At 58.3% G+C, this 26,798-nt stretch carries 25 protein-coding genes; 13 read left to right on the top strand and 12 right to left on the bottom strand.

Annotation, left to right across the window (positions count from 1 at the left end):
* Position 1: 1 nt before the first annotated feature.
* Positions 2 to 1,723, bottom strand: coding sequence for an acetolactate synthase 3 large subunit (locus IEX40_RS21280; RefSeq protein WP_188752136.1), 1,722 nt, complete (start codon positions 1,721 to 1,723; stop codon positions 2 to 4).
* 416 nt (positions 1,724 to 2,139) lie between these two features.
* Between IEX40_RS21280 and IEX40_RS21275 the strand changes: the two genes are divergently transcribed.
* Entirely contained in the window at positions 2,140 to 2,406 is a 267-nt protein-coding gene (locus IEX40_RS21275; protein WP_188752134.1) for a hypothetical protein, read from the top strand.
* 19 nt (positions 2,407 to 2,425) lie between these two features.
* On the opposite strand, the gene IEX40_RS21270 is transcribed toward IEX40_RS21275, so the two are convergent.
* The 4 genes from IEX40_RS21270 to purT all read right to left on the bottom strand — a co-directional run bounded on the left by IEX40_RS21270 (position 2,426) and on the right by purT (position 6,083).
* Positions 2,426 to 3,265, bottom strand: coding sequence for a 23S rRNA (adenine(2030)-N(6))-methyltransferase RlmJ (locus tag IEX40_RS21270; protein ID WP_188752132.1), 840 nt, complete (start codon positions 3,263 to 3,265; stop codon positions 2,426 to 2,428).
* A gap of 40 nt (positions 3,266 to 3,305) precedes the next feature.
* The gene (locus tag IEX40_RS21265; RefSeq protein ID WP_188752130.1) at positions 3,306 to 4,004 is read right to left on the bottom strand and encodes a hypothetical protein; all 699 of its coding nucleotides are present in this window, start codon (positions 4,002 to 4,004) and stop codon (positions 3,306 to 3,308) included.
* A gap of 11 nt (positions 4,005 to 4,015) precedes the next feature.
* Complete coding sequence (locus tag IEX40_RS21260; protein WP_188752129.1) at positions 4,016 to 4,795, bottom strand: response regulator; 780 nt, start codon at positions 4,793 to 4,795, stop codon at positions 4,016 to 4,018.
* Positions 4,796 to 4,901: 106 nt separating this feature from the next.
* A complete protein-coding gene (gene purT / locus IEX40_RS21255) occupies positions 4,902 to 6,083 on the bottom strand; it encodes a formate-dependent phosphoribosylglycinamide formyltransferase (protein ID WP_188752189.1) in 1,182 nt (393 codons plus the stop codon).
* A gap of 402 nt (positions 6,084 to 6,485) precedes the next feature.
* On the opposite strand from purT, the gene IEX40_RS21250 reads away from it, so the two are divergent.
* The 3 genes from IEX40_RS21250 (at position 6,486) to IEX40_RS21240 (ending at position 11,728) form a co-directional block, all read left to right on the top strand.
* Complete coding sequence (locus IEX40_RS21250; RefSeq protein WP_188752127.1) at positions 6,486 to 9,440, top strand: EAL domain-containing protein; 2,955 nt, start codon at positions 6,486 to 6,488, stop codon at positions 9,438 to 9,440.
* A 105-nt stretch (positions 9,441 to 9,545) separates the two neighbouring features.
* On the top strand, positions 9,546 to 10,763 hold the full coding sequence (locus IEX40_RS21245) for an ABC transporter substrate-binding protein (RefSeq protein ID WP_188752124.1): 1,218 nt from the start codon (positions 9,546 to 9,548) through the stop codon (positions 10,761 to 10,763).
* Positions 10,764 to 10,954: 191 nt separating this feature from the next.
* Entirely contained in the window at positions 10,955 to 11,728 is a 774-nt protein-coding gene (locus IEX40_RS21240) for a ferredoxin--NADP reductase (protein WP_188752122.1), read from the top strand.
* A 52-nt stretch (positions 11,729 to 11,780) separates the two neighbouring features.
* Here IEX40_RS21240 and IEX40_RS21235 read toward each other — a convergent pair whose 3' ends face one another.
* Positions 11,781 to 12,575: a DUF5602 domain-containing protein gene (locus IEX40_RS21235; protein ID WP_229680879.1), complete on the bottom strand. Its 795-nt coding sequence runs from the start codon at positions 12,573 to 12,575 to the stop codon at positions 11,781 to 11,783.
* Between the two features lie 256 nt (positions 12,576 to 12,831).
* Between IEX40_RS21235 and IEX40_RS21230 the strand changes: the two genes are divergently transcribed.
* The gene (locus tag IEX40_RS21230; protein ID WP_188752120.1) at positions 12,832 to 13,242 is read left to right on the top strand and encodes a DUF4399 domain-containing protein; all 411 of its coding nucleotides are present in this window, start codon (positions 12,832 to 12,834) and stop codon (positions 13,240 to 13,242) included.
* Between the two features lie 132 nt (positions 13,243 to 13,374).
* On the opposite strand, the gene IEX40_RS21225 is transcribed toward IEX40_RS21230, so the two are convergent.
* From IEX40_RS21225 to IEX40_RS21210, 4 genes are all read right to left on the bottom strand, one after another.
* Positions 13,375 to 14,106 carry an SDR family oxidoreductase gene (locus IEX40_RS21225; protein WP_188752119.1) on the bottom strand — a complete coding sequence of 244 codons (732 nt, stop codon included), beginning with the start codon at positions 14,104 to 14,106 and terminating at the stop codon, positions 13,375 to 13,377.
* A gap of 6 nt (positions 14,107 to 14,112) precedes the next feature.
* Complete coding sequence (locus tag IEX40_RS21220) at positions 14,113 to 14,544, bottom strand: GFA family protein (RefSeq protein ID WP_188752117.1); 432 nt, start codon at positions 14,542 to 14,544, stop codon at positions 14,113 to 14,115.
* 115 nt (positions 14,545 to 14,659) lie between these two features.
* A complete protein-coding gene (locus IEX40_RS21215) occupies positions 14,660 to 15,469 on the bottom strand; it encodes a DODA-type extradiol aromatic ring-opening family dioxygenase (protein ID WP_188752115.1) in 810 nt (269 codons plus the stop codon).
* A gap of 47 nt (positions 15,470 to 15,516) precedes the next feature.
* On the bottom strand, positions 15,517 to 16,464 hold the full coding sequence (locus tag IEX40_RS21210; protein WP_188752113.1) for a glutathione S-transferase family protein: 948 nt from the start codon (positions 16,462 to 16,464) through the stop codon (positions 15,517 to 15,519).
* Between the two features lie 177 nt (positions 16,465 to 16,641).
* Here IEX40_RS21210 and IEX40_RS21205 point away from each other — a divergent pair, with 177 nt between their 5' ends.
* The 6 genes from IEX40_RS21205 to IEX40_RS21180 all read left to right on the top strand — a co-directional run bounded on the left by IEX40_RS21205 (position 16,642) and on the right by IEX40_RS21180 (position 22,850).
* Positions 16,642 to 17,538 carry a LysR family transcriptional regulator gene (locus tag IEX40_RS21205; RefSeq protein WP_188752111.1) on the top strand — a complete coding sequence of 299 codons (897 nt, stop codon included), beginning with the start codon at positions 16,642 to 16,644 and terminating at the stop codon, positions 17,536 to 17,538.
* A gap of 176 nt (positions 17,539 to 17,714) precedes the next feature.
* Positions 17,715 to 18,905 (top strand): EAL and HDOD domain-containing protein, encoded by a 1,191-nt coding sequence (locus IEX40_RS21200; RefSeq protein WP_188752109.1) that lies wholly within the window; start codon positions 17,715 to 17,717, stop codon positions 18,903 to 18,905.
* 269 nt (positions 18,906 to 19,174) lie between these two features.
* On the top strand, positions 19,175 to 19,474 hold the full coding sequence (locus IEX40_RS21195; protein ID WP_188752106.1) for a DUF1127 domain-containing protein: 300 nt from the start codon (positions 19,175 to 19,177) through the stop codon (positions 19,472 to 19,474).
* Positions 19,475 to 19,875: 401 nt separating this feature from the next.
* Positions 19,876 to 20,922, top strand: coding sequence for an HAD family hydrolase (locus tag IEX40_RS21190; protein WP_229680878.1), 1,047 nt, complete (start codon positions 19,876 to 19,878; stop codon positions 20,920 to 20,922).
* 154 nt (positions 20,923 to 21,076) lie between these two features.
* Complete coding sequence (locus tag IEX40_RS21185) at positions 21,077 to 22,207, top strand: metallophosphoesterase (RefSeq protein ID WP_229680877.1); 1,131 nt, start codon at positions 21,077 to 21,079, stop codon at positions 22,205 to 22,207.
* A gap of 310 nt (positions 22,208 to 22,517) precedes the next feature.
* Positions 22,518 to 22,850 carry a hypothetical protein gene (locus IEX40_RS21180; protein WP_188752101.1) on the top strand — a complete coding sequence of 111 codons (333 nt, stop codon included), beginning with the start codon at positions 22,518 to 22,520 and terminating at the stop codon, positions 22,848 to 22,850.
* 156 nt (positions 22,851 to 23,006) lie between these two features.
* Here IEX40_RS21180 and IEX40_RS21175 read toward each other — a convergent pair whose 3' ends face one another.
* Positions 23,007 to 23,351 (bottom strand): cupin domain-containing protein, encoded by a 345-nt coding sequence (locus IEX40_RS21175; RefSeq protein WP_036189746.1) that lies wholly within the window; start codon positions 23,349 to 23,351, stop codon positions 23,007 to 23,009.
* A gap of 109 nt (positions 23,352 to 23,460) precedes the next feature.
* The gene (gene rlmE / locus IEX40_RS21170) at positions 23,461 to 24,093 is read right to left on the bottom strand and encodes a 23S rRNA (uridine(2552)-2'-O)-methyltransferase RlmE (protein WP_188752099.1); all 633 of its coding nucleotides are present in this window, start codon (positions 24,091 to 24,093) and stop codon (positions 23,461 to 23,463) included.
* A 164-nt stretch (positions 24,094 to 24,257) separates the two neighbouring features.
* On the opposite strand from rlmE, the gene IEX40_RS21165 reads away from it, so the two are divergent.
* Positions 24,258 to 25,895, top strand: coding sequence for an NAD(P)/FAD-dependent oxidoreductase (locus IEX40_RS21165; RefSeq protein ID WP_188752097.1), 1,638 nt, complete (start codon positions 24,258 to 24,260; stop codon positions 25,893 to 25,895).
* A complete protein-coding gene (locus tag IEX40_RS21160; protein ID WP_188752095.1) occupies positions 25,892 to 26,623 on the top strand; it encodes a TrmH family RNA methyltransferase in 732 nt (243 codons plus the stop codon). Before IEX40_RS21165 ends, IEX40_RS21160 begins: the two co-directional genes overlap by 4 nt.
* Positions 26,624 to 26,798 lie beyond the last annotated feature (175 nt).

Genomic DNA, 26,798 nt, shown 5'->3' with positions numbered 1-26,798 from the left:
ATCAGGTCCTCTCCGTCTTGCTCAGCCACATGTCACGCATGGAGCCTCGCGGCACCTGCATCGGGTAAACATGCTCGAACGGGTCGACGGCGATGTCCATGAACACCAGACGGTCCTTCAACGCGAAAGCCTCGCGCATGGCACCCTCAAGATCGGCATACTTGTCGACCTTCATGCCGACATGGCCGTAGGCCTCGACCAGCTTGACGAAGTCCGGCAGCGATTTCATGTAGGACTGCGAGTGACGGGACTCGTAGTTCATGTCCTGCCATTGACGCACCATGCCCAGCGACTGGTTGTTCAGACAAAGGATCTTCACCGGCAGATCGTACTGCTTACAGGTGGACAGCTCCTGAATGTTCATCTGAATACTGCCCTCACCGGTGACGCAGGCCACGTCGGCATCCGGGAAGTTCATCTTGACGCCCATCGCCGCCGGCAGACCGAAGCCCATGGTGCCGAGGCCCCCTGAGTTGATCCAGCGGTTCGGCTTGTTGAACTTGTAGTACTGCGCCGCAAACATCTGGTGCTGACCCACGTCGGAACAGACATAGGCGTCACCATTGGTGACCTTGCTCAGCATCTCGATCACCTGCTGCGGCTTCATCAGCTCGGAGTCGTCGGTGCGATAGTGACCGCCATGGCGGCCACGCCACTCGTCGATCTGCTTCCACCAGCTGTCAAGCGCCTGTGCATCGGGCTTCTTGCTGCTCTCCTTGACCAGGCCGACCATCTCTTCGAGCACCACCTTGGAGGGTCCGACGATCGGTACATCAGCGCGTATGGTCTTGGAGATCGACGCCGGGTCGATATCGATATGGATGATTCGTGCGGTCGGACAGAACTTATCGGTGGCGTTAGTGACGCGGTCATCAAAACGCGCACCGACGGCCAGGATCAGGTCGGCATGGTGCATCGCCATGTTGGCTTCGTAGCTGCCGTGCATCCCCAGCATACCGACGAACTGACGGTCGGTACCCGGATAACCACCGAGCCCCATCAGTGTGTTGGTGACCGGGAAGTTGAGCAGCTGCGCGAGTTCGGTCAGCTCGGCACTGGCATCACCAATGACGATACCACCACCGGAGTAGATCACCGGACGGCGCGCCTGCAGCAGCATATCCACCGCTTTGCGGATCTGGCCGCTGTGACCGCGGCTGATCGGATTGTAGGAGCGCAGTTTGACCGACTTCGGATACTCATACGGGAAACGATCGGTCGGCGTGGTCATATCCTTGGGGATATCCACAACCACAGGACCGGGACGGCCGCTCTGGGCGATATAGAACGCCTTCTTGATCGTTGCCGGAATATCTTCGGCGCGTTGTACGCTGAAGTTGTGTTTAACGATCGGACGGGAGATACCGAGCATATCGGTCTCCTGGAAGGCGTCCTCGCCGATCAGGTGACTCATGACCTGACCGGTGATCACCACCATCGGGATCGAGTCAGTGAAAGCGGTGGCGATACCGGTGACCGCATTGGTCGCGCCGGGGCCCGAGGTCACCAGCGCGACACCGGCCTTGCCGGTCGCACGCGCGTAGGCATCGGCCATATGGGTCGCTGCCTGCTCGTGGCGCACGAGAATATGCTGGACATCCTCCTGCTGGAACAGCGCGTCATACACATGCAGAAGCGCGCCACCGGGATATCCGTAGATGTACTTAACGCCCTCGTCGCGGAGAGCGCGTACTACCATTTCTGCGCCTGAAAGTTGTTCCACGTTATTACCCTCTACTCAGCACCGACAACCCAGTGTGCCGGTGGTAAACAGTTCAAGTTAAGTGCTTCTGAACCCACACCCGTAACCCCAGCGTTGGTGACGCCGTCACGGACACGATCCGATCAGTTCGGATACCCATCTGAATGAGCGGTGGATTCGGAGCAGACCTGAGCAAGGATCGCTTCGCTTGGTCTTATCTGTTCTGAGCCCTAAGCCGGGTACTGCTTATATAGCCACATACAATGAGCCGGCGAACGGGGGTTACCCGTGCAGCAGGCCAAAAGAGCCCGACATTCTCGCACTTAGCCATATTTTGATCAACCGGACAGCCCGTTTATCCGGCAAAAATGGGCCTATAGGCAGCTTTCAGCGCTCGGGTTATAGTGAAGGGTATAAGGCGCCAAGGAGTAGCACTGATGAAAGTATCTGAGATCAAAAACAAAGAGCGGGTTATCGATGAGCTGTTGCTGTTCGTTCGCAAGGTGTTCAACGAGCCCGAAATCTGCGATATCGCCAAGCAGATTGCGCGCAAGCACATCAATGAGAAGGATGCGGACCAGCTGATCGCGGACGAGATATCCAACACCACCAACGTCAAGATCGGCATCGAAAAAAGCGACGCGGACCGGCTGTTTCTCGAGCTGCTCAAGGATCTGGTCCGGGACGAAAAGGCGCTCTACTGAGGCAATGCGCCCTGTCCAATTACTGCGCGGCGACCAGCCATTCGTTGCGCACGGCCTTGTCGGGGTCACACCCTAGTGACTTGGCCAGCACCGGTACCGTCTGCTGCAACTGCTGGTCGAGTTGCCAGGGCGGATTGACCACCAGCATTCCCGAACCGTACATACCACCGCTGTCGGCGGCCGCGACCTGCAGTTCGCTACGCAGTACCGCGCCCTCGGCTGCGGCCTTGACCCCATCGACCAGTGCCTGCCAGCGGTTGGCCGCTAACAGCGGATACCAGATCGCGAACATGCCTGTCGGCCAGCGCCGCTGCGCCTTGCTCAGGAAGCGCACCACCTGCGCATACTCCTCCTTGACCTCATAGGCAGGATCGATCAATACCAGACCTCGACGGGGCGTCGGCGGCAGCAGCGCACTGACCCCTTCATAACCGTCGCGATGATGTACCGCCACCCGCTCGTCACGATCAAACACCTGGCGTAGCGCGTCGACCTCAGCCGGATGCAACTCCATCAGCCGGATACGGTCCTCGGTTCGCGCCATGCCCGCCGCAATGGTCGGCGACCCGGGGTAGTGGGTCAGCGCTTGACCGCTGTTAACCCGCTTTACCTGCTGCAGATAGGTCTGCAACGGCTCCGGCCACTCCTGCTCCCATAGCCGTGCAATCCCTTGACGATACTCGCCGGTTTTCTGTGCTTGGGCATCGGCAAGGTCATACAGCGCACGACCGCTGTGGGTTTCCAGATAGCTCCAGGGCTTTGGCTTGCGATTCAGCGCCTCGAGCAACGCGGTCAGGACCAGATGTTTGTGCAGATCGGCAAAGTTACCGGCGTGAAAGCCGTGCTGATAGCTGAGCATGAAAGCAGCCTATTCGAGAGATCAGAGAGGCAGCGCCGCGTCACTGGATACGCGGCACCTGCAGATGGGGGAACAAGCTGGCCAGACCGGACGCAATATCCTTGAGACGCGGCCAGCTTTCGCCATAGAGCACCGTATCGCCGGACTCGGCGTAGACCCCCATCAGTCCCGGCATGCCGCTATAAGGCTGGTAGAGCGAGCCATTGGTCTGCCCGCTGCACTCAAAATGACCCGGTCCGGTTCTTGAGAACGCCCAGCCGCTTCCGCTCCAGACCGGAAGTTGATCGGCGCCCTCTACCAGACAGATACGCGCATGCTTCAGTACCAATGCGTAACCAGGCTGACCGTTACGCACCACATCGAAGGCGTTCATCACCGCACCGGGCGGTATCGACAAGGTCACCAGCGCCCAGCGACTTTCATCCAGATTCCGCATCGTCACCACAGTCTGATGGCCGTTAGGCGAGTGGATCGCACCGCCGACCCGGTAATCCCGGCTCATCGGCAGCGGATTGGACATGCGGTACAACGGCGCGCCCAAGTAGTGAGCGATCAGTGACAGCGCCAGCTGCTGCTCTACGCCATACCCGCCCAACGTGGTGATATTCAGTGGTTTGGGTGTTACCGAGTCGGCCGGTTTGACCGGCTTGACCGGTTCCACCTTCCCGGCACAACCGGCCAACAGCGCTGCCACCATGGCAGCAGCGCACAGCGGCTTAATAGAGTTACCGAACAGCATGCATAAGCTCCTTAACGTACGCTGGCAATATACTTCGACAGGTGTGCCATCTTTTCCGGATCATCGTCGGCAAACTGCACCCGCACCTCGACATAGGGGGAGTCCTGACGCGCTTCCGTGGCCTGGACCGACAACACGAAGCCGTTAAGGCGCGCCACCGCGTCGCCCGACAGCTGCTCTATGTCCACCACGACCTGGTCGAGCAGCACCGGGAAGACCCACTCGTTTTTGATCACCACCTTCACTTCACGCAGGTTCAGGTCCTTGATCGCACATTTGAAGGTCTGGTTGCTGCAACGCAACTGCGCCAGTCCCTTGGGCTTGGGCATCGATTTGGCGGTCGGCTCCTTGCGGCCGCCGTCCTCCTGCAGCAGCTTCGCCGCACGCTCCTGCTGCTCCGGGCTCAAGCGTCCGCCCTTGCCCAAGGCCTTGACGATCTTCTGTACCAACTGTTCGCTGGTAAAGGGCTTGCCGAGGTAATCATTAACCCCGGCCTGGATCGCTTTGAGCACATACTCGCGCTCACCGCGGCTGGTCACCATCAGGAAAGGTACCGTATTGTATTCGGGCCGCGTCCGGGTCCACTGCAGCAGTTCCAGGCCGCTCATCTGCGGCATCTCCCAGTCGCACAGGATGATGTCATACTGGCGTGCCTGCATCGACTTCATCGCGTCCCGGCCGTTTTCAAACGCATCGACACTGCTGTCGGGAAAAGCATTGCGCACCATCGATGCTACTCGCTCACGGATGAACCGCGCGTCATCGACCACCAACACCTTAATTTTGCTCATCGATCAACTTAATTCCGTTTGTTCGCGAATTGTGACACTGTCCCATAATCGGCCCGATGACAGAAGCCCCACACCAAGTGCAGCAATCGTCACACTGGCCTCGAGTTCAGTATTCGATCAGGACACCGGTAGCGGCACGCTTGGCTTTATCGATCGCCTCGTCCACCGTCTCGGCACGTGCCAGCGCGACACCGAGCCGGCGGCTACCGGCAATCTCCGGCTTGCCGAACAGCCGCAGTTGAGTATCCGGCTCGGCCAGCGCCTCGGCTATACCGCCGAAACGCAGGTTCTGGGATTCGCCCTGGCCAAGGATCACCGCCGAGGCACTGGCGCCGCGCTGACGAATAGGGCCGATCGGCAAGCCCAGTATCGCGCGTACATGCAGCGCAAACTCGGACAGATCCTGGGAGATCAGGGTCACCAGTCCAGTGTCATGCGGACGCGGCGAGACCTCGCTGAACCAGACATGATCTCCCTTCACGAACAGCTCGACGCCGTAGATACCGTAACCGGCCAGGTTCTCGACTACGGCCTGCGCCACCTGCTGGGCACGCTGCAGCGCCAGCGGCGACATCGCCTGGGGTTGCCAGGACTCGCGATAGTCGCCAGCCTCCTGGCGGTGTCCGATCGGCGCACAGAACTGAACACCGTCCACAGCATTCACGGTCAGCAGCGTGATCTCATAATCGAAATCGATAAAGCCCTCGACAATCACCCGTCCCCTGCCGGCCCGGCCACCTGCCTGGGCATAGTCCCAGGCCGCCTGAATATCACTCTCGTCGCGTACCAATGACTGGCCCTTGCCTGAAGAGCTCATCACCGGCTTGACCACGCAGGGCAGGCCGATCTCGCTGATTGCCGCCCGGTATTCGGCTTCGTCATCGGCAAAACGATAGGCAGAAGTGGGTAGCCCCAGCTCCTCGGCGGCCAGGCGGCGGATCCCCTCACGGTCCATGGTCAGCCGCGCAGCGCGCGCCGTCGGCACCACCCTGTACCCTTCGTTTTCCAGCTCCAGCAGGGTCTGAGTGGCCAACGCCTCGATCTCCGGCACGATCAGGCTCGGTTGCTCCTGTTCGATCACAGCACGTAGTGCTGCGCCATCAAGCATATTGATAGTGTGGCTGCGGTGCGCCACCTGCATCGCCGGCGCGTTGTCATAGCGATCGACCGCAATCACCTCGATACCGAAACGCTGCAACTCGATGACGACCTCTTTACCGAGTTCGCCACAACCGCAGAGCAATACACGTGTCGCGCCGGGGGTAAGGGCTGTTCCCAACATCACAATTTCCTTCCACAGGAATCCGAATTGCCCGCTATTGTAGCAGCGAAGCTCGGTAATGCAGTGGCTTTACCGCCGCGACCTCGACATTGTCGATAGCGCGCGCGGCATGACTCCTCTACTCCTGTCGATTCCGGTCTCAAGCTCACGACAGGCACTCGACCGACGTTGATCTCACCCTAAATCACGCAAATTAGTGATAGATTCGCCTTTAACCGTCTTGGTTTGCGGTCGGAGATTGGCGCTACAATGACACACAGGAATCGGAGAAGAAGTTCTCATTTAAGGAAAGAGGGAGAGGATGACGCTAGGGATTTGAACGAAGAAAGATCTGTCTGAATAGAAACCTCTTCAGGTTACTTTCGGTATGGACCTACACAAAACTGGTCTGGCACTGAGGAGTCTCCATTGAAAAAATGGATGCGGATGCTGGCAAGCCGCCTTCGTTTCAAGGCGCTCTGCGCTGCCTTGGGTGTGGTACTGATAACCTGTATCAGCGGCTGGATCGGATTACGCTACACCCATACCGTTTCAACCTCTGTCACAGACACGACCCAGACCTACCTACCTCTGCTTACCCAAGCCATCAACGCCTCCAACTCGATGCGCAGCCTGACCAGCCGGGCGCACGGCCTCTTGCAGGCGTGCAAGATCGCCGACGGTTCCCACCGTGTGTCACTGAATGGCTCAAGGGAGAAAGATTTCGCGATCATCGAGGAACTGGCCACCTTTTTACACAACGTGGATACGACGTACGAAATGAAGGTGCGCTCCGCAAAGGAGGAGCTTCAGCACGCATTCAATAACCTCATCAGCAGCTGCGATACCCAGACCAGCCTGCAGATGGAGTTCGAGGTACAGCGATATAACGCCAGCACAGCCATCATCGAGTTGGACAACCTCATGGCAGCGCTGCATGCACAAATTGCAAGCAGCTCTATACCATTAGGCGACGGGCAAGTCCGGCGCGATGTCGCTAACCTCCCGCTGGATGCAAACCTGATATTTACACAGCTGGAGTTGATCAGAGCCCGTCTTGGCGAACTGGATAACAGGCTGCAGCATGCCCACTCGATCCAGCTGGTCGAGGGCGATACACAGGCGATCCAGCTTAACGAGTCCGAACTGGGAACACTCGCATCCAACTTCGAGCGTTTAACGCCCTTACTGCTCAACGCGCCGTTCGCATCATTCAAAGCGCAGATCGACCAACAGTGGAATAAGCTGTCGCAAGCGATTCTAAGCCCTACAGGCATCCACGATATCTGGCAACGGACAAGCCTGTTTTACTCCGGCTCTGTCATCACCCGGATGGCAATGAGCCGCACGGATATCGCGCTGACATCGGCGCTCAATGGCCTGGAAAAGGAGGCTCGAATCCGCTACCAGCAGGCGCTTGATACAACCCAAGTGACCGTTGATGAGGCAAAGTGGGTGATTATTGGCGTGACGGCTGTAACGGCGGTTGTGCTGCTAGGCTTAAGCTTGCTACTGGCAGCAGGACTTGTCAGGCCGATAGAACGCCTGAACGCCTTTGTTGTTCGGTTACGGGGAACAGAAGATCTTTCGCAGCAGATGCCGGCGCAGTTGATTACCCGAATGGATGAGGTCGGCACCCTGGCACGAAGTTTCAACGCGCTGCTGGTCGATCTGATCGACGCCCGCCAACGCCTGCTGTCGGAATCGAGCAGCAAAATCAATACCCAGTACGAGCGTCTGTCCGCAGCCATAGAGAGCATCCCCCAAGGATTGTGTCTTATCGACGCCGATGACCGTATGCTGATGAGTAATAGCCGGTTCATGACGCTGTATGACTTGACCCCCGATGAGGTACGAGAAGGCACACCGCTCCGGACGGTTATGGATACCTGCATGGCCAAAGGCGCACGGGAGATAAAGCCCGACGACTCGGAAGCCACAGCTGAACGCTATTCCGCTTTCTCGCGCAGACCGTTGGTACTCAACTACCGTAACGAGCGTACGATCATGGTGCGCACCGCACGGACTCCGGAAGGCGGCTTGGTATCGGTACATGAAGACATTACCGAAAGGCGCCAGCAGGAGCAGCAGATTGCACACCTGGCCTACCACGATACGCTGACCGGTCTGCCGAACCGCCGCTTGTTCCGGGACTCCTTCGGCAAGCTGCTGAGCAACCTGGAACAGAAGCGGGACGTCGCACTTCTGTTCATGGACCTGGACCTGTTCAAAACGGTCAACGACACCCTGGGCCATCCGGTGGGCGATCAGTTGCTTATCGCGGTTGCCGAACGTCTGCAGACCTGTATGCGCGATACGGACGAGGTCGCCCGCGTGGGCGGTGATGAGTTCGCCATACTGCTGAAGGATGAACGAAACGAGGAAGAAGCTATCAGGATCTCGCGCCGCATCATCGACAAGATCGGCCAACCCTACGATATCGAAGGTCACATAATCGTGGTCGGCATGTCCATCGGCATCGCGATCAGTCCACGGGACGGCTATGATCCCGACCGGCTGATGAAATGCGCGGATCTGGCGCTATACCGGGCCAAAGGAGAGGGGCGCAACCGCTTCTGTTTCTTCGAACCGGAAATGGGCGCTCTGGTCCAGGCACGCAGAACTCTGGAGATGGAACTCAGGAAAGCCACCGATGCGCAAGATCTGCAGCTGGCCTACCAACCGCAGGTGGATATTGCTACCGGCAACATCGAAGGATTCGAGGCACTGTTGCGCTGGCAGCACAAAGAGCGCGGCTTCATCTCACCGGAAGAGTTCATCCCGATCGCAGAGGAGACCGGCCTGATCAAGACCATCGGCCGCTGGGTATTGGAGCAGGCCTGCCGGGAAGCCCGCAAATGGCCGGCAAATTTGCAAGTCGGTGTAAACGTGTCACCGGTGCAGTTCCGTGCCAACACGCTGCTGGCCGATGTCGAAGCGGCACTTAGCTCTTCAGGCCTGCCCCCCGAACGTCTCGAGCTGGAGATAACCGAGGGCATACTCATGCAGGATACAGTGGCCAATCTGGATACGCTTGAAGCCTTGCGCGGGTTGGGGGTCCATATCGCCATGGACGATTTCGGTACCGGCTACTCCAGCCTCGGTTACATACGCAAGTTTCGTTTTGACCGAATCAAGATCGACAAGTCCTTTATTCACGATGTCCTCACCTCCAGTGACAGTCAGGCTGTGGTACAGGCCGTTTGCGGCCTCTGTACAACCCTGGAAATACAGTCTGTGGCCGAGGGCGTGGAGGATGAGCAACAGTTGGAGTTCCTGAGACAGGAGGGGTGTCACCAGGCGCAGGGCTACTATTTCGCAAGACCCATGCCCGCGGTGGCAGCACTGGAGATGGCAACTTCAGGGATAGCGACCACGAGATGATCGAGATGCCTGCGACATTAATAACCAGGGCCTGACGCCATGAGAAACGAGCTGCTAACCCGACGTGGATTCCTCAATGCGGTCGCAGGAATCACCGGAACCCTTATGTGTTCCAAACTCTGGGCGACCGACGCCCGCCTTAGATTTATATGGTGGGGCAGCCCTGAACGCGCCAAACTGACCCAGCAGGCGCTCGACCTGTTTACCACTGCCAACCCCGGTATCGATATCGATACCGAATTTCTCGACTGGCTCGATTACTGGCAACGCTTCGTGTCGCTGGTTGCCATACGCCAGACACCGGATCTTATCCAGATGGATTACCGTTATCTGAGGCTCTATGCCGGTCACGGTGTACTACTACCGCTGGACAAGTACCTGGGAAACGAGCTCGATATCGGCTCTTTCGGTCAACACAACATCGACTCCTGCAGGGTCGATGGTACCCTCTACGGGGTGAACCTCGGCATCAACTCGACGGCTCTCATCATTGACAGTGAGAGCTGGGCCTCGGCCGGTGTGCAGCCACCTACATTCGGTACCACCTGGGACAGTTTCAGCGACAAATGCGAAGCCTTTGCCAAAGGTAACCGGCAACAAAATTTATACGCCTCCCCCGACGCCAGCGGCACGGCGATCGCCTTTGAAAACTGGCTTCGACAAAGAGGCAGAGGCCTGTATACATCCGAGGGTTCACTGAATTTCGAAATCGACGATGCCGTCGAGTGGTTCAGCTACTGGGCGAAGATACGTGCCTTTGGCGGTTGCGTGCCCGCCGATATCCAGATGTTGGACAAGCACTCCATCGAGACCTCAGTGCTAGTGCTCGGTTACGCGGCCATGGACTTTGCCCACTCCAATATGCTGTCCAACTACCAGCAGCGCATCAATAAGTCGCTCGACATCACCGCATTCCCAACAACAGCCGGCGGCCAACCCGGGCATTATTACAAGCCCTCGCAGATGCTTTCCGTGGCCGCCAGCTCCCAGTGGCCGGATCTCGCCGTGGAACTGGCCAACTTCCTGGTAACTTCGCCCGAAGCGGTCAAGATTCTCGGGGTCGACCGCGGGATACCCGCCTCCCCGGACCTGCGCGGGCTGCTGTCCTCTCAACTAAGTGCTGTGGACAGGAAAACGATCAACTATATCAACAACCTGACCCAGTACGTCGACCCCTTGCCACCTACACCACCCCAAGGCGCCGGTGAGATTGCCATCACGATTCAGGCCGTAGGGCATGAGATCGCCTTCAACCAGCTAACGCCAAAACTCGGGGGTGAAAAACTGGTCAGAATGGCTAAGGAAATACTGTCCAAAACTTAATGTCGCCGCTGACGCTTGTCGCGCCACCGATTGCCATCGGCCACTTACGTGAGACTAAAGCCTGGCCATAGAGCGACAATCTACCTATTAATTCGATAGCATCTACACAATTAACCCGTTTAGACGATTGAAATAACTCCGCTACACTCGTCCCTGTTGGTTTATTGACCAGAAAAGGGGAGTAGAGACCTATGACAAGCCTGGTAAAAGAGACTGTGACCCATGTGCATCACTGGAATGACACGCTGTTTTCCATCCGCACCAGTCGCGGCCAGTCGATGCGCTTTGAGAACGGTCACTTCGTCATGCTGGGCCTGGAGGTTGAGGGTCGCCCCCTGATGAGGGCCTACAGCATCGCCAGCGCCAATTATGAAGAGGAGCTGGAGTTTTTCAGTATCAAGGTGGCCGATGGCCCCCTCACCTCCCGCTTGCAAAATATCCGGGTAGGCGATGAGGTACTGGTTAGTACCAAGCCGACCGGCACGCTGGTCAGCGGCCACCTGCTCGACGGCAAACACCTCTACCTGGTCTCCACCGGTACCGGTCTGGCGCCTTTTATGAGCATCATCAAGGATCCGGAGATCTATGAGCAGTTCGACAAGGTGATTCTGACCCACGGTGTCCGTTACCGGTCGGAACTGGCCTATATGGACTACATCGAAAACGAACTGCCCAACCATGAAATCTTCGGTGACCTGGTCAGGGACAAACTGATCTATTACCCGACGGTGACTCGCGAAGCGTTCACGAACAACGGTCGCCTGACCGACCTGATGCTCTCCGGCCGCCTGTTTCGCGACATCGGTCTGCCCCAGCCGAATACCGAGGACGACCGGTTCATGATCTGCGGCAGCCCCAGTATGCTCAAAGACACCTGCGCCATATTGGATGGCTGGGGCTTCAACGAGTCACGCCACGGTGAGCGCTCCCACTACGTCATCGAACGGGCTTTCGTGGAACGTTAACAGAGGTAGAAACAACGGCTTCGGATAGCAAGAGGCTCCGGAGCCGTTGGATTCAGTGCATGCTCAACCCATCCAGGGTAATCCTGTACTCTTTGTTGCCAGCGTCGAAATAGACACCGTAAAACGCCGGGTAGGCAAAGTGCGATACATACGCCTGGGGCTGTTTCACCGGCGTAGAGATGTTCGGTCGGGACTGAAGGAACGTCATCGTCATCATCGGCTCCATGAAGATGATCTCGCCATCGTAGAAGCCGTAGATAAAGGTGTGGGTAAACGGCTTGCCGTTGAACTCGTCGCTGCCCGGATCGATCGCATGTGCCCCCATGTTCGGCACCTCCGTACCCTCCGGCAACACATAGTCCACCGGCATATGGCTCGTCTCGGGCTGCTTATGGGCTCGGGCCAGATCCTCGCCGGTAGCGGTGATCGCACCGCGTGCGCCCTCGTCGATCAGGTAGAAGTGGAAATCGAAATGGGGCACGTCATACACCCCCGAGGGAATATGCCCCTGCGGATTCCACCCCAGGCTGACATGATCATAACCGCTGTCACGCGCCTGAGGCGGTAATGCCAGGTGAAACTCCAACTCTCCATGCGGCACCTGCTCCGGCAAGCCTTCCAGCGCACCCTCGCTCATCAGGATGCCCAGAGTCGCCACCTCCCCCTGCTCATCCAAGGTAGCAAAGGTACGCGCCTCACCCATACCGACCACTACCGGCGGTCCTTCGTAGGTACCCGCCTGGGATTGCTCCTGCTGTAATTGACTGCAACCCACGATCGACATCGCCAAACCGGACAATATCAACGTATTCAGTGTGACGACTCTCATTTCAGGGATTTGTAACATGGGCCCCTCCTTGCTCCAACAGGAATGGCTGGGGCAGACCTGCCCTGAGCCTAACCCCCTAAGGATGGTAGTGGCGAAGCGTTTTATCCAGCCACGCACAGGCACAGCTCAAGAAAAGTTATGCGCAGAACAACGCCCCGGCCTTGGTCTTACTCACAGCACCGACTAAAGTTGTTGTGTTGGAGCGCATTCGCGCCCTACACATCCAATCAACTCGCATGTAACCCAACAGCATGCCAGATAGGGATATTCAACGATGAAGAAAGCGATCATCACCGCAGGACTCACGGCCATTATCAGCTCTGTATGTTTCGCGGAGACCCCCTCCCCCGAGGGCGCTGAAGCCTACATCATCTCCCCGGCGGACGGTGCCACTGTTCCGCAGACCTTCAGCGTGCAGTTTGGGCTCAGGGGAATGGGTGTCGCCCCGGCGGGTATCGACAAGGAGAACACAGGCCACCACCACCTGATGATCGACGGTACCGAGATGCCGATGATGGGGCAGGCGATGGGCCAGAATGTGAAGCACTTCGGCGGTGGCCAGACCGAAACAACGCTGACTCTGGAGCCCGGTACTCACACCCTGCAACTGTTTATGGGTGACATGGGGCATATGCCGCACAACCCACCGGTGATGTCACCGAAAATCACCATTACCGTGGAGTAACCCACTCGTAATACTCGCCGGGGCCGCACCACGCAACCCGCTCAAACGCCCCGGCGTATTCACCTGGATCGGCTGGCTCACCGAACACTCAGCAGCCTAGGGGCGTCGCACCTCGCTTGAACAGGTTTTGCCCTAACGACCTCCGGCCACATCGACGATGGAGCCGGTCACGTAGGATGCCTCGTCAGAAAGCAGCCAGGCGATCGCATTGGCCACCTCTTCGGGTTGGCCGCCCCGCTTCATCGGCAGCGAGGGTCCCAGTCGATCGACCCGTCCCGGTTCGCCACCGTCAGCATGGATGTCGGTGTAGATCAAACCCGGACTGACCGCATTGACCCTGATCCCCTGCCCGGCAAGCTCGGTCGACAGCCCCTTGGTCAACGACTCGATCGCGCCTTTGGACGCCGCATAATCGATATACTCGAATGGCGCGCCCAGCCTGGCCGCCACAGAGGATAGATTGACCACAGCCCCGCCGGCGGGCAGTCGTCTTGCAGCTTCTCGGCAACACAGGAAGCAACTGGTCAGGTTGGTTTGCAACACCCGGTTAAACCGCTCCAGGTCGATATCCACCAGTCGGGACTGGGCGAACAGCCCCCCCGCATTATTGACCAGATGCGTGATCGACCCCAAGGCGCGCTCCGTTTCGTCAAACAGACGAATCACATCGGATTCGTTGGACACATCGGCCTGCAGCGCCACCGCCTTGCCTCCCGCCGCGATAATCTGCGCCACGACCTCGTCGGCCTGCTGAGCTCGGGTACGGTAGTTAACGCCGACCGCATAGCCCCGCGTTGCCAACAGCCGCGCCGTCGCAGCCCCTATGCCCCGGCTGGCGCCGGTAACAATCACCACCTTAGCCATCAACGGTCAGCCTTTGTTGTTGGTTCTTGGGGGAAACGCGTCGTATGACGCCAGGGTATCGGGATCGCTGAACCAGACGGCCCGCGATGCACAAAAGATGTTCTGCGTTGGTCGCAGCAGGGGATCACCATCCAGGGTGCCCGCTGGCACCACGACCGCTTTGCCGGTTTGCGCCAGCCAGGGCAGCGCGGAGCCGCAGTGCCGGCAAAATGCCGTGGCAAAATGTTTCGCCTCGGGCAGGGCAAATCTTGCCACCAGCTCCTCGCCCTTGATCCAGCGGAACTGCTCGGGCAATACAAACATATTTGCGGCAAAGGCGCTGCCGGTAAACTTACGGCAGCGCGAACAGTGGCAGTACTGGAAGACGCCCAGATTGCCTGTTATCTCGAAGGTTACCTTGCTGCAAAGGCAACTGCCGGACACGCGATAGTCGGACATGACGGAATCCCCTAGTGTTAACGGCACGATACAACTCTCATTCATTTTGGCCGCCAATCCCGCCTCACGCCAAGCCCAACACCGATTTCACTGATGTAACGACACCAGCTTTACGCTACTGAGTCCGTGACCAGCGAAATAATCCCGACTTTTTCCTGAGGATAGTGGCCTCCCTATATTCATCACTGGGCCGACCTGCCATGCCGTAGCATACGTGCAGCGGTAACAGGTGCTCCTCCCGCGGGTGGCAGAAGCGCGCATAAGGCGCCTGTTCCCACTCGATGAAGCGCCTAGAACGCTCTGCCTCATCGAGTTCGGGGTTAGCGCAGGTATCCAGCAGCCACTCCTCGAAGGCCTGGTTGCGCGCTCTGATATCCGGTGTATCAGGCGCAAAAAACGCCCGCATGTTGTGGAACGAAAAGCCGGAGCCGATCACCAGCAGGTTATCGTAGTCCAGCGCCTGCAGCGCGCGGCCGATCCGCAGATGGGTTTCGGCGTCCAGGTTGTTGACCAGCGACAGCTGCACACAGGGTATATCCGCCTGCGGGTACATGATCTTCAACGGTACAAACATGCCGTGGTCGTAACCGCGCTGCTCATCCAGCCGCGCGCTGATGCCCGCCCCCTGCAACGCCTCATAGACCTGCTGCGCCAGTGCCGGCTCACCGGGACTGGGATACTGGATCTGGTAGGACTCGGGTGGAAAGCCGTAGTAGTCATAGATCAACCCAGGCGCGACCCCCGAGGTAAGGGTCGGCACCGCCTCCTCCCAGTGAGCACTGATCACCAGAATCGCGGAAGGCTTGCGCATCTCAGCGGCAAAGCGTTTCAGGCAGTCGACCATCTCCTGATGATCGGCGTCGCCCAGCAGCGGCATCGGACCACCGCCATGGGAGAGAAACAGGATATCGGTCAGCTTATTCATGTCATATCACCTTTAGAGGCTCAGCGATTCACAACCTATCGCCCAGTTTAAATCGATGCAGGCCCCACCGGCACAATGCCGTTGGGATTAAGCGTTTTAATGGAGTAATAACCCGCTTTGATGTGATCGAGGTTCACCGTTTCGGCTACCCCCTCCTGCGCCAGTATTCGTCTGACATAGGCGTGCAGGCAGGGCATCTCGCTGAGTTTATTGCGGTTGCACTTGAACAAGCCGTGATAGGCGAGATCGAAACGCACCAGCGTCACGAACAGGCGTATATCGGTTTCGGTCATACGATCACCGAAAAGGTAGTGCCGTCCGTCCGCCAGGCGCTGCTCCAGCTCATCCAGCGCCGCGAACACCTTTTGGTACGCCTCCTCATAGGCCTGTTGCGTGGTCGCAAACCCCGCCTGATACACACCGTTATTCAAGTCGGTATAGAGGTAGGCGTTCAAGGCATCGATATCGGCGGCGAGGTCTGACGGGTAGAGGTCGGGACCTCGATCCCGGGTAGCGCTGAACCCGGTGTTCAGCATCCTCAGGATATCGGCCGACTCGTTGCTGACGATGCTGCTCGTCTGCTTGTCCCACAACACCGGGACCGTTGCGCGCCCCGACACAGCGGGGTCGGCACGGGTATAGAGTTCATGGACATAGCGCGCCCCCTGGATCGAATCCTCATCGGCGCCCTCATAACCGCCAAACCGCCAGCCCTGGTCGGTGAGCTGTGGATTCACCACCGTCACGCCAATCAGGTCGTCGAGTTGCTTCAGTTTCCGTACCATCAGCGTTCGCGATGCCCAGGGGCAGATATAAGCCACGTAGAGATGGTAACGATCCCTCTCCGCCTTGAACCCACCCTGACCTGTTGGCCCTGCTGCGCCATCGGGCGTGATCCAGTTTCGAAACGACGAGGTCTGGCGAACAAATCGTCCCTGCTCGTCCTGGGCCTGCACCGGTTGCCACTTTTCTGTCCAGATGCCGTTTACCAGCATAGCCTGACCTCCTGCATTACGGTGCAGCGCCAAAAGAGATCTGGGCACTACCGCCTAAAAATGGATTAGGCATACCTTACTATCATCAAAATCAATCATTAATTCGATCTATATTGCATAATTAACAACAAATTGTTGATAAAACTGTTTCAACCCGGCCCAGAGAAGGAGAAAGCGGTGGACCGTATCGAGGCGATGCGCACGTTTATAACTGTCGCGGACGAAGGCAGCTTCACCCGAGCGGCCGAGCGGCTCTCCATATCGCCACAGCTGGTCAGTAAGTATGTCGGTCAGTTGGAGCGGCAGCTCGGTGCCCGGCTGCTTAACCGCACAACACGGAAAGTTCATCTGACCGAGGCCGGCGCACGTTACTGCCAGCGAGCACAGCAACTGCTGGACGAACTGGACGAACTGGACAGTCAGGTCAGCGATATGCAGACACAGGCCCAGGGGTTGTTGCGGATCAGTGCTCCGGTCTCCTTTTCCACCCGACACCTGGCGCCACTGCTCTGCGCTTTCCAACAGGCGAACCCGGCGGTCGGGATCGACCTGCAGCTCAGCGACCGGAAGGTGGATATCGTAGATGAGGGGTTTGATGTCACCCTGCGCATCGGCCGGTTGAAAAGCTCATCTCTAGTGGCCAAACGTATCGCCCCGGTGCGTCTGGTGTTATGCGCCTCGCCCGACTACCTGGCCCGGTATGGCACGCCAACCCACCCTGAACAGTTGAGCGAGCATCACTATCTACGCTACAGCTACTTGGAGAGCGACCCCAGCTTGGCCCTGTCGAGCTGGCTGCGGGAAAGCAGCAGCAATCTGGTCAGCAATAATGGCGATGTGCTGGTACAGGCGGCCCTGCAGGGGGCCGGAATCGTGATGCAACCGACCTTCATCTGTGGCCCAGCGGTCGCCGAGGGCAAGCTCAAAGTGGTCCTGCCCGAATTCGAGCCGGAGCCGATGGGTCTCTATGCGGTCTACGCCCACCGGCAGCTCATGGCGAGCAAGGTGCGCAGTTTTATCGACTTCGTAAGCGACTATTTCGACGACGTCCCCTATTGGGATCGATTCGAGTGATCACGCCGGGTGTCCTGGGTTATCATGGTCGCTCACCTCGGGTCTAGTCTGGCGTCCATCCATATTGGCGCCCGCACCGTACGTTAAACCGTTCGGTTCGGACGAATAGAGACTATGCTCAGTTGACCGGCATGCTTCATGGAGTCCCGACCTTGCCCGACACGCCTCAAGTTCTGATGGCCAGACAGCCCATCTTCGACCGCAATCTGCGTGTTGTCGCTTATGAGCTGCTCTACCGCAGTGACGACGAAACCAAAGTCGCCAATGTGCTCAATGGCCAGCACGCAACCTGCAACGTGCTGATCAACGCCTACAGCAGCGTCGTCGACAATCAGAGCCTGCGCCAGCTTCCGGTATTCCTGAACCTGCCCCGGCAGATGCTGGAAACCGATTCGCTACCGGCACTGTCGCCCAAGCAGGTGGTGTTTGAGCTACACGAGGAGCTGGCGGCCAACGATGTGTCCATCGAATCGATCAAGCGCTATAAGCGCGCGGGATACCGCTTCGCACTGGACAACTTCGTTTACGATAGAGCGTTCGATGAACTGCTCGATCATGTCGATATCGTTCGCCTCGACATCCGTAAACTGGGCATCGCCAAGACCCATGATCAGGTACGGCTGCTGAAACGGTTCGGCACCCGGCTACTGGCCGAAAAGATCGAAACCCATGCCGAGCTCGAAGATTGTAGTGGACTGGGCTTTCACCTGTTCCAGGGCTACTTTCTGAAACACCCCGAGATCGTTGCCGGACGCCGTATCGAGTCCAATGAGACGATCCTGCTCCAGCTCCTGTCGGAGCTGCTCAAGCCCGAGCCTAAGGAGAAACGCCTGGTCGAGTTGATCGAGCAGGACCCAAGCCTGAGCTACCGTTTACTCTCCATCGTCAACTCGGCAGCGATGTCACGCAAGCGCAAGATCGACAACCTGATGGAGGCCCTGGTCATTCTCGGCCTCACCGAAGTGCGCAAATGGGTCTCGCTGATCGCCCTCTCCGGGCAGAAGTCCAAGCCTGTCGAACTGACCCGCCAGGTACTGATCACCGCCAGCATGTGCGAACAGCTTGCGGAAGAGCTCAAACTGCCGGGGATCTCACCGAGCACTGCGTTTTTATGCGGCATGCTCGATCGCATCGATGCACTGCTGGATATCGAGAAAAGCGCTCTGATCGAGCAGATTGCGATCAGCGATTCTGTTAAAGCCGCGGTTATCGACCACGAGGGCGAACTGGGCCAACTGCTCACTCAAGTCTCGGCGTTCTGTGACGGCTTTTGGAACCGGATACGCATATCTGATCACCCTGTCTATCATCGCGCCAATCTGGACGCGATAGACTGGGCCAACCGGACGCTGGCGATGATGGGCTGAAGCCCGGAGTCAGCCTGCCGGAAAACCACCCCTGCCGCGCTTTTTCGCGCCTCTAACAGCCTGCCTGCTGTACCCACAGCCCTGATAAAAACCCCTGCCGATCAGCCCAAAAAATAGATGAGAAAAAGTTAATCAATCGCGGATTTTTTGTACTTTGAACTGATCAATTTTTAGGCGCATTATTCGCTGCAAATACCGATATAAACGAAGATTTATATCTAACTAAAGAGCGATTTCCATGAGATATCGCCACGAAAGAGGCCCCTCTAATGTCTACATATGATCTGAAACTGAGTTCAAACCCCAATCATCCACTGTCTTGGGATGCGCTGCGCATCCAGTTTCCGGCCGATAATCTGGCCGTGCGTATCTACCGTTCCCTGGGCCAGCGCCTGACCGAATGGAAATACCGCAGAGCCCTGGTCAACCTGCTCGACTACGATGACCATGTACTGGCCGATATCGGCATGACCCGTGGCGAACTGAACATGGCGATAGAGCTGCCGCTGACGCAGGATGCCAAGCAGGCAATGGCCAAATGGCAGGCTGAACGTCGGATCACCGGCTAAGCATGCTTAAGAAACACAGCAGCGCCCGGCTTTAAACTGCTGACTTGATCTCCCCCATAAGCGATCAAGTAGCAGATACGCCTCACCCGGGACGCTGCTGATTCTATCCAGTTGTACCCCCGCCCGATCCAGTTTTCTCCCCGGCTATCAATCCCCGTCCCCCACGTTCAGGCCAAGCTGACGCTGAGCATGACGAACACCGCACCCAAGCTCGCCACAGGCAATCGCGTTCCAGAATCCACAGGCCCAGTCAAGACAGAAAAGGATATGCAGAGGTCGTATTCAGGCTCTCTTATCACCTCCCAACGCTCTAGCCTCCAGAATGTTTCACTTTTGTTACATGCAACCTCAGGCCTATCTATGCGGGCATAATTATATTAAGGAAGAACGATATGAGGAGAATGAACAAAATTCTGGCTGGTCTGACGCTGGCTGTCGCCAGCCTGAGTGCCGGCGCAACCGAGTTGATACATTGGCCAGCCGATGTCGCCAAGCAGCTGGACAGCATGATCAGCGCCAACGCCAACAGCGGCGCCTACGCCGTATTCGATATGGACAACACCAGCTACCAGTACGATATCGAAGAGTCGCTGCTGCCCTACCTGGAGATGAAGGGCGTACTGACCCGAGAGACGATGGATCCTTCGTTGAAGCTGATCCCATTCAAGGATACAGCGGAGTTTAAGGAGAGCCTGAACAGCTACTACTACCGCCTATGTGAGATCGACAACCTGGTCTGCTACCCCTGGGTGGCGCAGATCTTCTCAGGCTTTACGCTGCAGGAGCTGAAAGGCTACGTCGACGAGGTGATGGCCTACGACAAGAAGATCACCATTCAGTACTACGACGGCGATAAGGTGGTCTCCGGTGGCGTCAATCCACCCAAGGTGTTTGCCGGCATGACCGAGCTGTACAACAGACTGCAGGAGAACGGCATCGAGGTCTACGTCATGACCGCGGCCAGCGAGGAGATCGTGCGCATGATCGCCAGCGATCCCAAGTACGGCTACAACGTGAAGCCGCAGAACGTCATCGGCGTCAACATGCTGCTGAAAGACCGCGACAGCGGTGCCCTGACCACCTCGCGCCTGCAGATCAAGAATGGCAGCTACGACCAGGCCAAGAACCTGTCGCTGGAACTCACCCCCTACCTGATGAACCCAATGACCTGGTACGAGGGCAAACTGGGCTCGATTCTCGGTTGGATCGATCAGTGGAAAAAACCGGTTCTCGTTGCCGGCGACTCCCCGCTCTCCGACGGTTATATGCTGTTCAACGGCACCGACATGGACAAGGGCGGCCTGCGTATCTGGGTCAACCGCAAGGACAAGTACATGAAGAAGATGGAAGCCTGGTGGGCAGATGCGGCAGCCCAGCAGGAAGCGCTGGGCCAGGCGGTTACCGCGGACAAGTCCTGGCTGGTGGTCAAGCCTGATCAGATTCACTGATATGACCGATTAGTCCGGCGCGGCATAAGCGGCTGGTGGCAGAAAAAACAGGGGGCGGGGTAACACCAGCCCCCTGTTTATGCCGGGTTCCGTCCCCATTAACAGAGTGAGCACTCGATTCACTGCTCCCCCCATCCCGAGACGAGAACAGCCCGTGAAATCCCGTTATGGCATTCTGATCATCCTGGCTCTACTCCACGCCTACATCGGCTGGCGCCTGTGCAGCGGACTGCAACTGGAGACAACCGCCATCCTCCTGGTCGGGCTGGGGTTAATGACCTCATGGGCACTGATGCCGCTCAGCATCTTTGTTCGCGGTATACCGCGGCAGTGGGCGGACCTTATCGCCTGGGCTGGCTATCTGATAATGGGACTCTTCTCCTCGCTGTTAATTCTGACCCTGGCGCGCGATCTGGTGCTAGGGGGGCTGGCACTGTTCTCAGTGCTTACACCCTGGCTGTCATATGGCTCGGCGCTGGCCGTGGCCGGACTCGCACTGCTGGTCACCGCCATCGGTCTGATCAACGCGCGGCGTCTGGCCCAGGTGATCCATGTGGATATCCCGCTGAAGGCGCTGCCGCCGGAGCTGGAGGGGTTCACCATCGCCCAGCTTAGCGATATCCATGTCGGCCCGACCATCAAGCAAAGCTATCTGCAGGCGATCGTGGAACGGGTCAATGCGCTCGATCCGGACCTTATCGCGATCACCGGCGATGTGGTCGATGGCAGCGTCGAACACCTGTCGACGCATACCGAACCGCTGGCCAATCTGCAGGCTCGCCACGGTGTCTATCTGGTCACCGGTAACCATGAGTATTACTCGGGGGCAAACGCCTGGATCGAGGAGTTTCGTCGCCTGGGACTCAGCGTGCTGCTGAATCAACATGTCACGCTCGAGCATCAGGGCGCCACGCTGCTGGTCGCCGGGGTGACCGATTTCAGCGCCGGACATTTTGACCAGAGCCAGCGTAGCGCCCCCCAGCGTGCACTGGCCGGCGCACCGGACCATGCCTTTCCCCGCGTTCTGCTCGCCCACCAACCCCGCTCAGCCCAAGCCGCAGCGGAGGCTGGCTTCCATCTGCAGCTCTCGGGTCATACCCATGGCGGCCAGTTCTGGCCCTGGAACCTGTTCGTGACGATGCAGCAGCCCTATGTCGCCGGGCTGGACCGTCTGCGCGATCTCTGGATCTACACCAGCCGGGGGACCGGCTATTGGGGGCCGCCCAAACGCTTCGGCGCACCGTCGGAGATTACGTTGATTCGACTGGTCAGGGAGCTGCTCTGACGGTCAGTTAGTTTTCCTTAACCCACAGGGCCCACACCCTGCTAGGACGGCCTGTACCCAGCCCGGGATAAACGCATCCCCGTCCCCGGTTCCTGTGATCGACCAACGCTGCTGCTAAGCGATGCACCTGATTCAGCGCCGCCAATATCACACCAAAAAATGAATAAAACTCAACCTTCTTTGTACTATTTGTCGTTTGTATCAATCCCGACCTATCAGCACAATTTACTATATAAAGTTTTCACGCTGATATTTATATCCATACCAACATAGATATCCACAAGATATCGCCAATATAAGGGGACGTACCATGTCCACATTCGACTTTTACTTTAATGCAGTTGAGTTAAAGCATCCCGTTAACCGCGGCGCCTCACGCAGCAAGCCGCATGGCGAAGGTTTCGTGGCGCGGATCTATCAGGCGGTGCAGCAGCGTTTGACCGAATGGAAATACCGCAGGCAGCTGGCGAGCCTCCTCGATTATCGCGACGCTGTGCTGGAGGATATGGGGACCAGCCGGGGCGAGCTGATCGCGGCACTTGAACTGCCCCTGTCTGAAGATGCTGGCGAGATCCTGGCAAAATGGAAATCCGAACGCCAGACCTTTGACAACAGCCCGTTCAAGTTCAATCTGCAGGGTTGAGTACTTGTCTTATGGCGAGAGGGGCTCAGCCCGCTTCTCGCCGTAAAGAGGCAGCGACAACATGCAAAAAGAGCCCACCGATTGATCAGCAGGCGCAGTTAGATCAAACATAGGCGGTTCAGTCTTGGCAACGTTCCAGACTCACCACCTGAGAGATCAGGCAAACACGAAGTACTTGCGTACGGTCTCAACCACTTCCCAAGTCCCCTTCATGCCGGGTTCGATAACGAACACGTCACCGGCTTTCAGGTGCTTCGGCTCTTCACCTTCCGGGGTGATAATGCAGTAACCGTCGAGGAAGTGGCAGAACTCCCACTTCTCGTAATTCACCTCGAATTTGCCCGGGGTGCAGATCCAGGTACCCATGATCTTGCTGCCGTCGGCGGAGGTGTAGGCGTTCAGGTTCACGGTATGTGGGTCGCCGCCGATGCGCGTCCACTTGGTGGCGTCAACCACGGGAGTCGGGCAGGTTTCGCGCAGAACGGTGATAAAGTCGGACATGTCAGCTCCAAGAAAATCGGATGAAAAAGGGCCGACATTATGGAGGTTGTCATGTCACGACAGATGTCTGGTTTCGACACTTGAATACGCCAATGAGGCGGCTGAGCGGTTAACCGGCCCGGAACCCCTTTCCGACCAGATAAACTTCACGGGAGCGCGCTCTGGACGCTTCGGGCTTGCGCACAACGACGCTATCGAAGTGCTCCTTCACGGCTTTGACGAACTCTTCGTAGCCTTCTCCGTGAAATACCTTGGCGATAAAGCTCCCCTTGGGCTTGAGCACCTGACAGGCCATATCCAGCGCCAGCTCGACCAGATAGATTGATGACGCCTGATCGGCAGAGGCCACGCCACTTATATTCGGCGCCATATCGGAGATCACCACGTCCACCGGCGCACCACCCACGGCGCTCATGATCCGGTCGAACACCTCCTGCTCGGTGAAGTCGCCCTGGATGAACTCCACATCGGCCATCGCATCCATCGGCAGGATATCGGACGCGATCACCCGCCCCTTGGGTGCCACCAGCTTCGACGCCACCTGTGACCAGCCACCGGGAGCGGAGCCCAGATCCATCACCAGCATCCCGGGTTTGATCAGCTTGTCCTTGTCGTTGATCGCCAGCAGCTTGTAGCTGGCACGGGAGCGATAGCCGTCGACCTGGGCCTGCTTCACGAAGGGATCATTAACATGCTCGTCGAGCCAGCGAGCACTGCTTTTGGAACGGGTAGGACGGGCCATGACACACAACAACCGGATTAAAATGAAGGGCCCAATTGTACGCGCTCGATGCGGTACAGGCCAACGGCCCAAACGCCGCCGCTTGCCTGACTTCACCTCCGGCGGCGGGTATAATCGGGCCATCTTTTATGCCTTTGCCGGGTCAACCGGCCGGAAGCCCTAGCATGATTCGCCTCACCGAACTCTCTCTGCCGCTCGATCACCCCGAAGCGGCGCTGCGCCAAGCCATTCTGCAACGCCTGTCACTGGCCGATGATCAGCTGCTCGATTTCACCGTGTTCAAGCGCAGCTACGACGCGCGCAAGAAGAGCACCGAGATCACCTTCGTCTACATCATCGATCTGCAGACCACCGATGACGACGCAGTGCTGGCGCGTTTTGCCAACGACTCGCATGTCAAACCGGCACCGGATACCCACTACTATCCGGTCGCGGTGGCACCGGCGGAGCTGACCGAACGCCCTGTGGTGATCGGCTTCGGCCCCTGTGGCCTGTTCGCGGCGCTGATTCTGGCACAGATGGGATTCAAGCCGATCGTACTCGAGCGCGGCCGCAACGTGCGCCAGCGCACCCAGGATACCTGGGCGCTGTGGCGCAAGCATGTACTCACTCCGGAATCGAACGTACAGTTTGGCGAGGGCGGCGCAGGCCTGTTCTCCGACGGCAAGCTGTACAGTCAGGTCAAGGACCCCAAGTTCTATGGCCGCAAGGTGATGCAGGAGTTCGTCAAGGCGGGCGCCCCGGAGGAGATCCTCTATGTCAGCAAGCCGCATATCGGCACCTTCCGCCTGACCAGCGTGGTCGCCAAGATGCGCGCCGAGATCATCGCGCTCGGCGGCGAGATCCGCTTCGATTCCAAGGTCAGCGATCTGCTGCTCGATGATGGCGAGATCCGTGGAGTGGTACTCGAAGACGGCTCGGAGCTGCACAGCCGCCATGTGGTACTGGCGCTGGGACACAGTGCCCGCGACACCTTCCGCATGCTGCACGCCCGTCAGGTGCACATTGAAGCCAAGCCGTTTGCGATCGGTTTCCGCATCGAGCATCCGCAGTCGATGATCGACAAGGCACGCCTCGGCAAGTATGCCGGCCATGAAGAGCTGGGCGCTGCCGATTACAAGCTGATCCACCACGCCAAGAACGGCCGGGCCGTGTACAGCTTCTGCATGTGTCCGGGCGGCCAAGTGGTAGCCGCCACCTCGGAAGAGGGTCGCGTGGTGACCAACGGTATGAGCCAGTACTCCCGTCAGGAGCGCAACGCCAACGCCGGTATCGTCGTCGGCATCAATCCCGAGCAAGACTTCCCCGGCAGCCCACTGGCCGGCGTCGAGCTGCAGGAGCGTCTGGAAGAGATCGCATTCAAGCTCGGTGGCGAAGACTATAGCGCCCCGGCCCAGCTGGTCGGTGACTTCCTGCGCGACCAACCCTCCACCGCGCTGGGTCAGGTCGAGCCCTCCTATCAACCGGGGGTGAAGCTGTGCAACCTGGCCGACGCCCTGCCCGATTATGTGATCGAGGCGATGCGTGAAGCCCTGCCCGCCTTCGGCAAGAAGATCCGCGGCTTTGACCGTGACGATGCGGTGCTGACCGGCATCGAGTCGCGCACCTCGTCACCGGTGCGCATCACCCGCGATCCGCAGACGCTGCAAAGCCTCAACGTGCGCGGTCTCTACCCCGCCGGTGAGGGTGCCGGTTACGCCGGCGGCATCCTCTCCGCCGGTATCGACGGCATCAAGGTCGCCGAGGCGGTGGCGCTGGATATGCTGCAGCAGCTGCAACCACAGGGCTCTGCACAGTCATGAAGCTGGACGAGATCAAGAAGCTGCAGCAGAAGAAGTACCGCGCGCAGCTGGGCTACTGCCTGGTCGAGGGCGAACATCTGGTGCTGGAGCTGCAGCGTGCCGCCGTCCAGCGCCCGGCCCTGCTCGGCGCCGAACTCTACCTCACCGACAGCTATCAGCACTGGGACAGCCCGTTTCCCCATCACCTGATCAGCGAACGGCAGATGGCGTCGATCAGCGATACCAAAACCCCGCAGGGGATCGTCGCCCTGGTGCCGATCGAGGCGCTGCAACCCGCAGCCTCAAGCGGCGAACCCGCGATCTATCTGCACCAGATTCAGGATCCGGGTAACCTGGGTACCATTCTACGCACCCTGGCCTGGTTCGGCGGCTACCGCTGCCTGCTCAGCCCCGGCAGCGTCGATCCGTACAACCCGAAGGTGATCCGCGCCAGCATGGGCGCCATCTTCCATGTGCCACTGGAGACCGAGGTACCGATCGATGCCCTGAGCGGTCGTTACCATCAGCCCGGCTATCTGGATATGCAGGGAGATCCGATCAGCCGCCCCGGATTTGCCAACTGTGACTGTTATATCTTCGGCAACGAAGCGCGGGGGGTACCGCACGAATCGCTGAGTGCGCTGAATGCCCGGGCGTTTACCATTCCCGGCAGCGGTCTGATCGAGTCGCTCAATCTGGGTACTGCCGTGAGTCTCAGCGTCTATGAGCGCCAGCGCGGTAAGGCATAGACCTGATCGTCTCTGCTAGATCGGGTTTCGCCTGATGGCGAGTTCATTTTCTTTGCTTGCACAAAGAAATACCCAAAGGGCACGATGACAGAACCAAAAGAAAGTGCACCCCGAGGCGCAGGCCTTCGGCTGCCCCAAGGGGAAATTCCACACCACTGCAGACCAACTGCAGCAT

This window comes from Marinobacterium zhoushanense, assembly GCF_014641945.1.
GTDB lineage: Bacteria > Pseudomonadota > Gammaproteobacteria > Pseudomonadales > Balneatricaceae > Marinobacterium_D > Marinobacterium_D zhoushanense.
Note: the sequence above shows the minus strand (reverse complement) of the source record. Positions and strands in the feature narration are given on the sequence as shown.

Coding starts and splice junctions, on each gene's coding strand:
- IEX40_RS21175 (WP_036189746.1), bottom strand. CDS start 23,351: ATGTCCGACTTTATCACCGTTCTGCGCGAAACCTGCCCGACTCCCGTG.
- IEX40_RS21230 (WP_188752120.1), top strand. CDS start 12,832: ATGAAGAAAGCGATCATCACCGCAGGACTCACGGCCATTATCAGCTCT.
- IEX40_RS21270 (WP_188752132.1), bottom strand. CDS start 3,265: ATGCTCAGCTATCAGCACGGCTTTCACGCCGGTAACTTTGCCGATCTG.
- IEX40_RS21260 (WP_188752129.1), bottom strand. CDS start 4,795: ATGAGCAAAATTAAGGTGTTGGTGGTCGATGACGCGCGGTTCATCCGT.
- IEX40_RS21240 (WP_188752122.1), top strand. CDS start 10,955: ATGACAAGCCTGGTAAAAGAGACTGTGACCCATGTGCATCACTGGAAT.
- IEX40_RS21190 (WP_229680878.1), top strand. CDS start 19,876: ATGAACAAAATTCTGGCTGGTCTGACGCTGGCTGTCGCCAGCCTGAGT.
- IEX40_RS21220 (WP_188752117.1), bottom strand. CDS start 14,544: ATGTCCGACTATCGCGTGTCCGGCAGTTGCCTTTGCAGCAAGGTAACC.
- IEX40_RS21165 (WP_188752097.1), top strand. CDS start 24,258: ATGATTCGCCTCACCGAACTCTCTCTGCCGCTCGATCACCCCGAAGCG.
- IEX40_RS21235 (WP_229680879.1), bottom strand. CDS start 12,575: ATGTTACAAATCCCTGAAATGAGAGTCGTCACACTGAATACGTTGATA.
- rlmE (WP_188752099.1), bottom strand. CDS start 24,093: ATGGCCCGTCCTACCCGTTCCAAAAGCAGTGCTCGCTGGCTCGACGAG.
- IEX40_RS21180 (WP_188752101.1), top strand. CDS start 22,518: ATGTCCACATTCGACTTTTACTTTAATGCAGTTGAGTTAAAGCATCCC.
- IEX40_RS21215 (WP_188752115.1), bottom strand. CDS start 15,469: ATGAATAAGCTGACCGATATCCTGTTTCTCTCCCATGGCGGTGGTCCG.
- IEX40_RS21195 (WP_188752106.1), top strand. CDS start 19,175: ATGTCTACATATGATCTGAAACTGAGTTCAAACCCCAATCATCCACTG.
- IEX40_RS21245 (WP_188752124.1), top strand. CDS start 9,546: ATGTGTTCCAAACTCTGGGCGACCGACGCCCGCCTTAGATTTATATGG.
- IEX40_RS21225 (WP_188752119.1), bottom strand. CDS start 14,106: ATGGCTAAGGTGGTGATTGTTACCGGCGCCAGCCGGGGCATAGGGGCT.
- IEX40_RS21200 (WP_188752109.1), top strand. CDS start 17,715: ATGGCCAGACAGCCCATCTTCGACCGCAATCTGCGTGTTGTCGCTTAT.
- IEX40_RS21275 (WP_188752134.1), top strand. CDS start 2,140: ATGAAAGTATCTGAGATCAAAAACAAAGAGCGGGTTATCGATGAGCTG.
- IEX40_RS21265 (WP_188752130.1), bottom strand. CDS start 4,004: ATGCTGTTCGGTAACTCTATTAAGCCGCTGTGCGCTGCTGCCATGGTG.
- IEX40_RS21160 (WP_188752095.1), top strand. CDS start 25,892: ATGAAGCTGGACGAGATCAAGAAGCTGCAGCAGAAGAAGTACCGCGCG.
- IEX40_RS21210 (WP_188752113.1), bottom strand. CDS start 16,464: ATGCTGGTAAACGGCATCTGGACAGAAAAGTGGCAACCGGTGCAGGCC.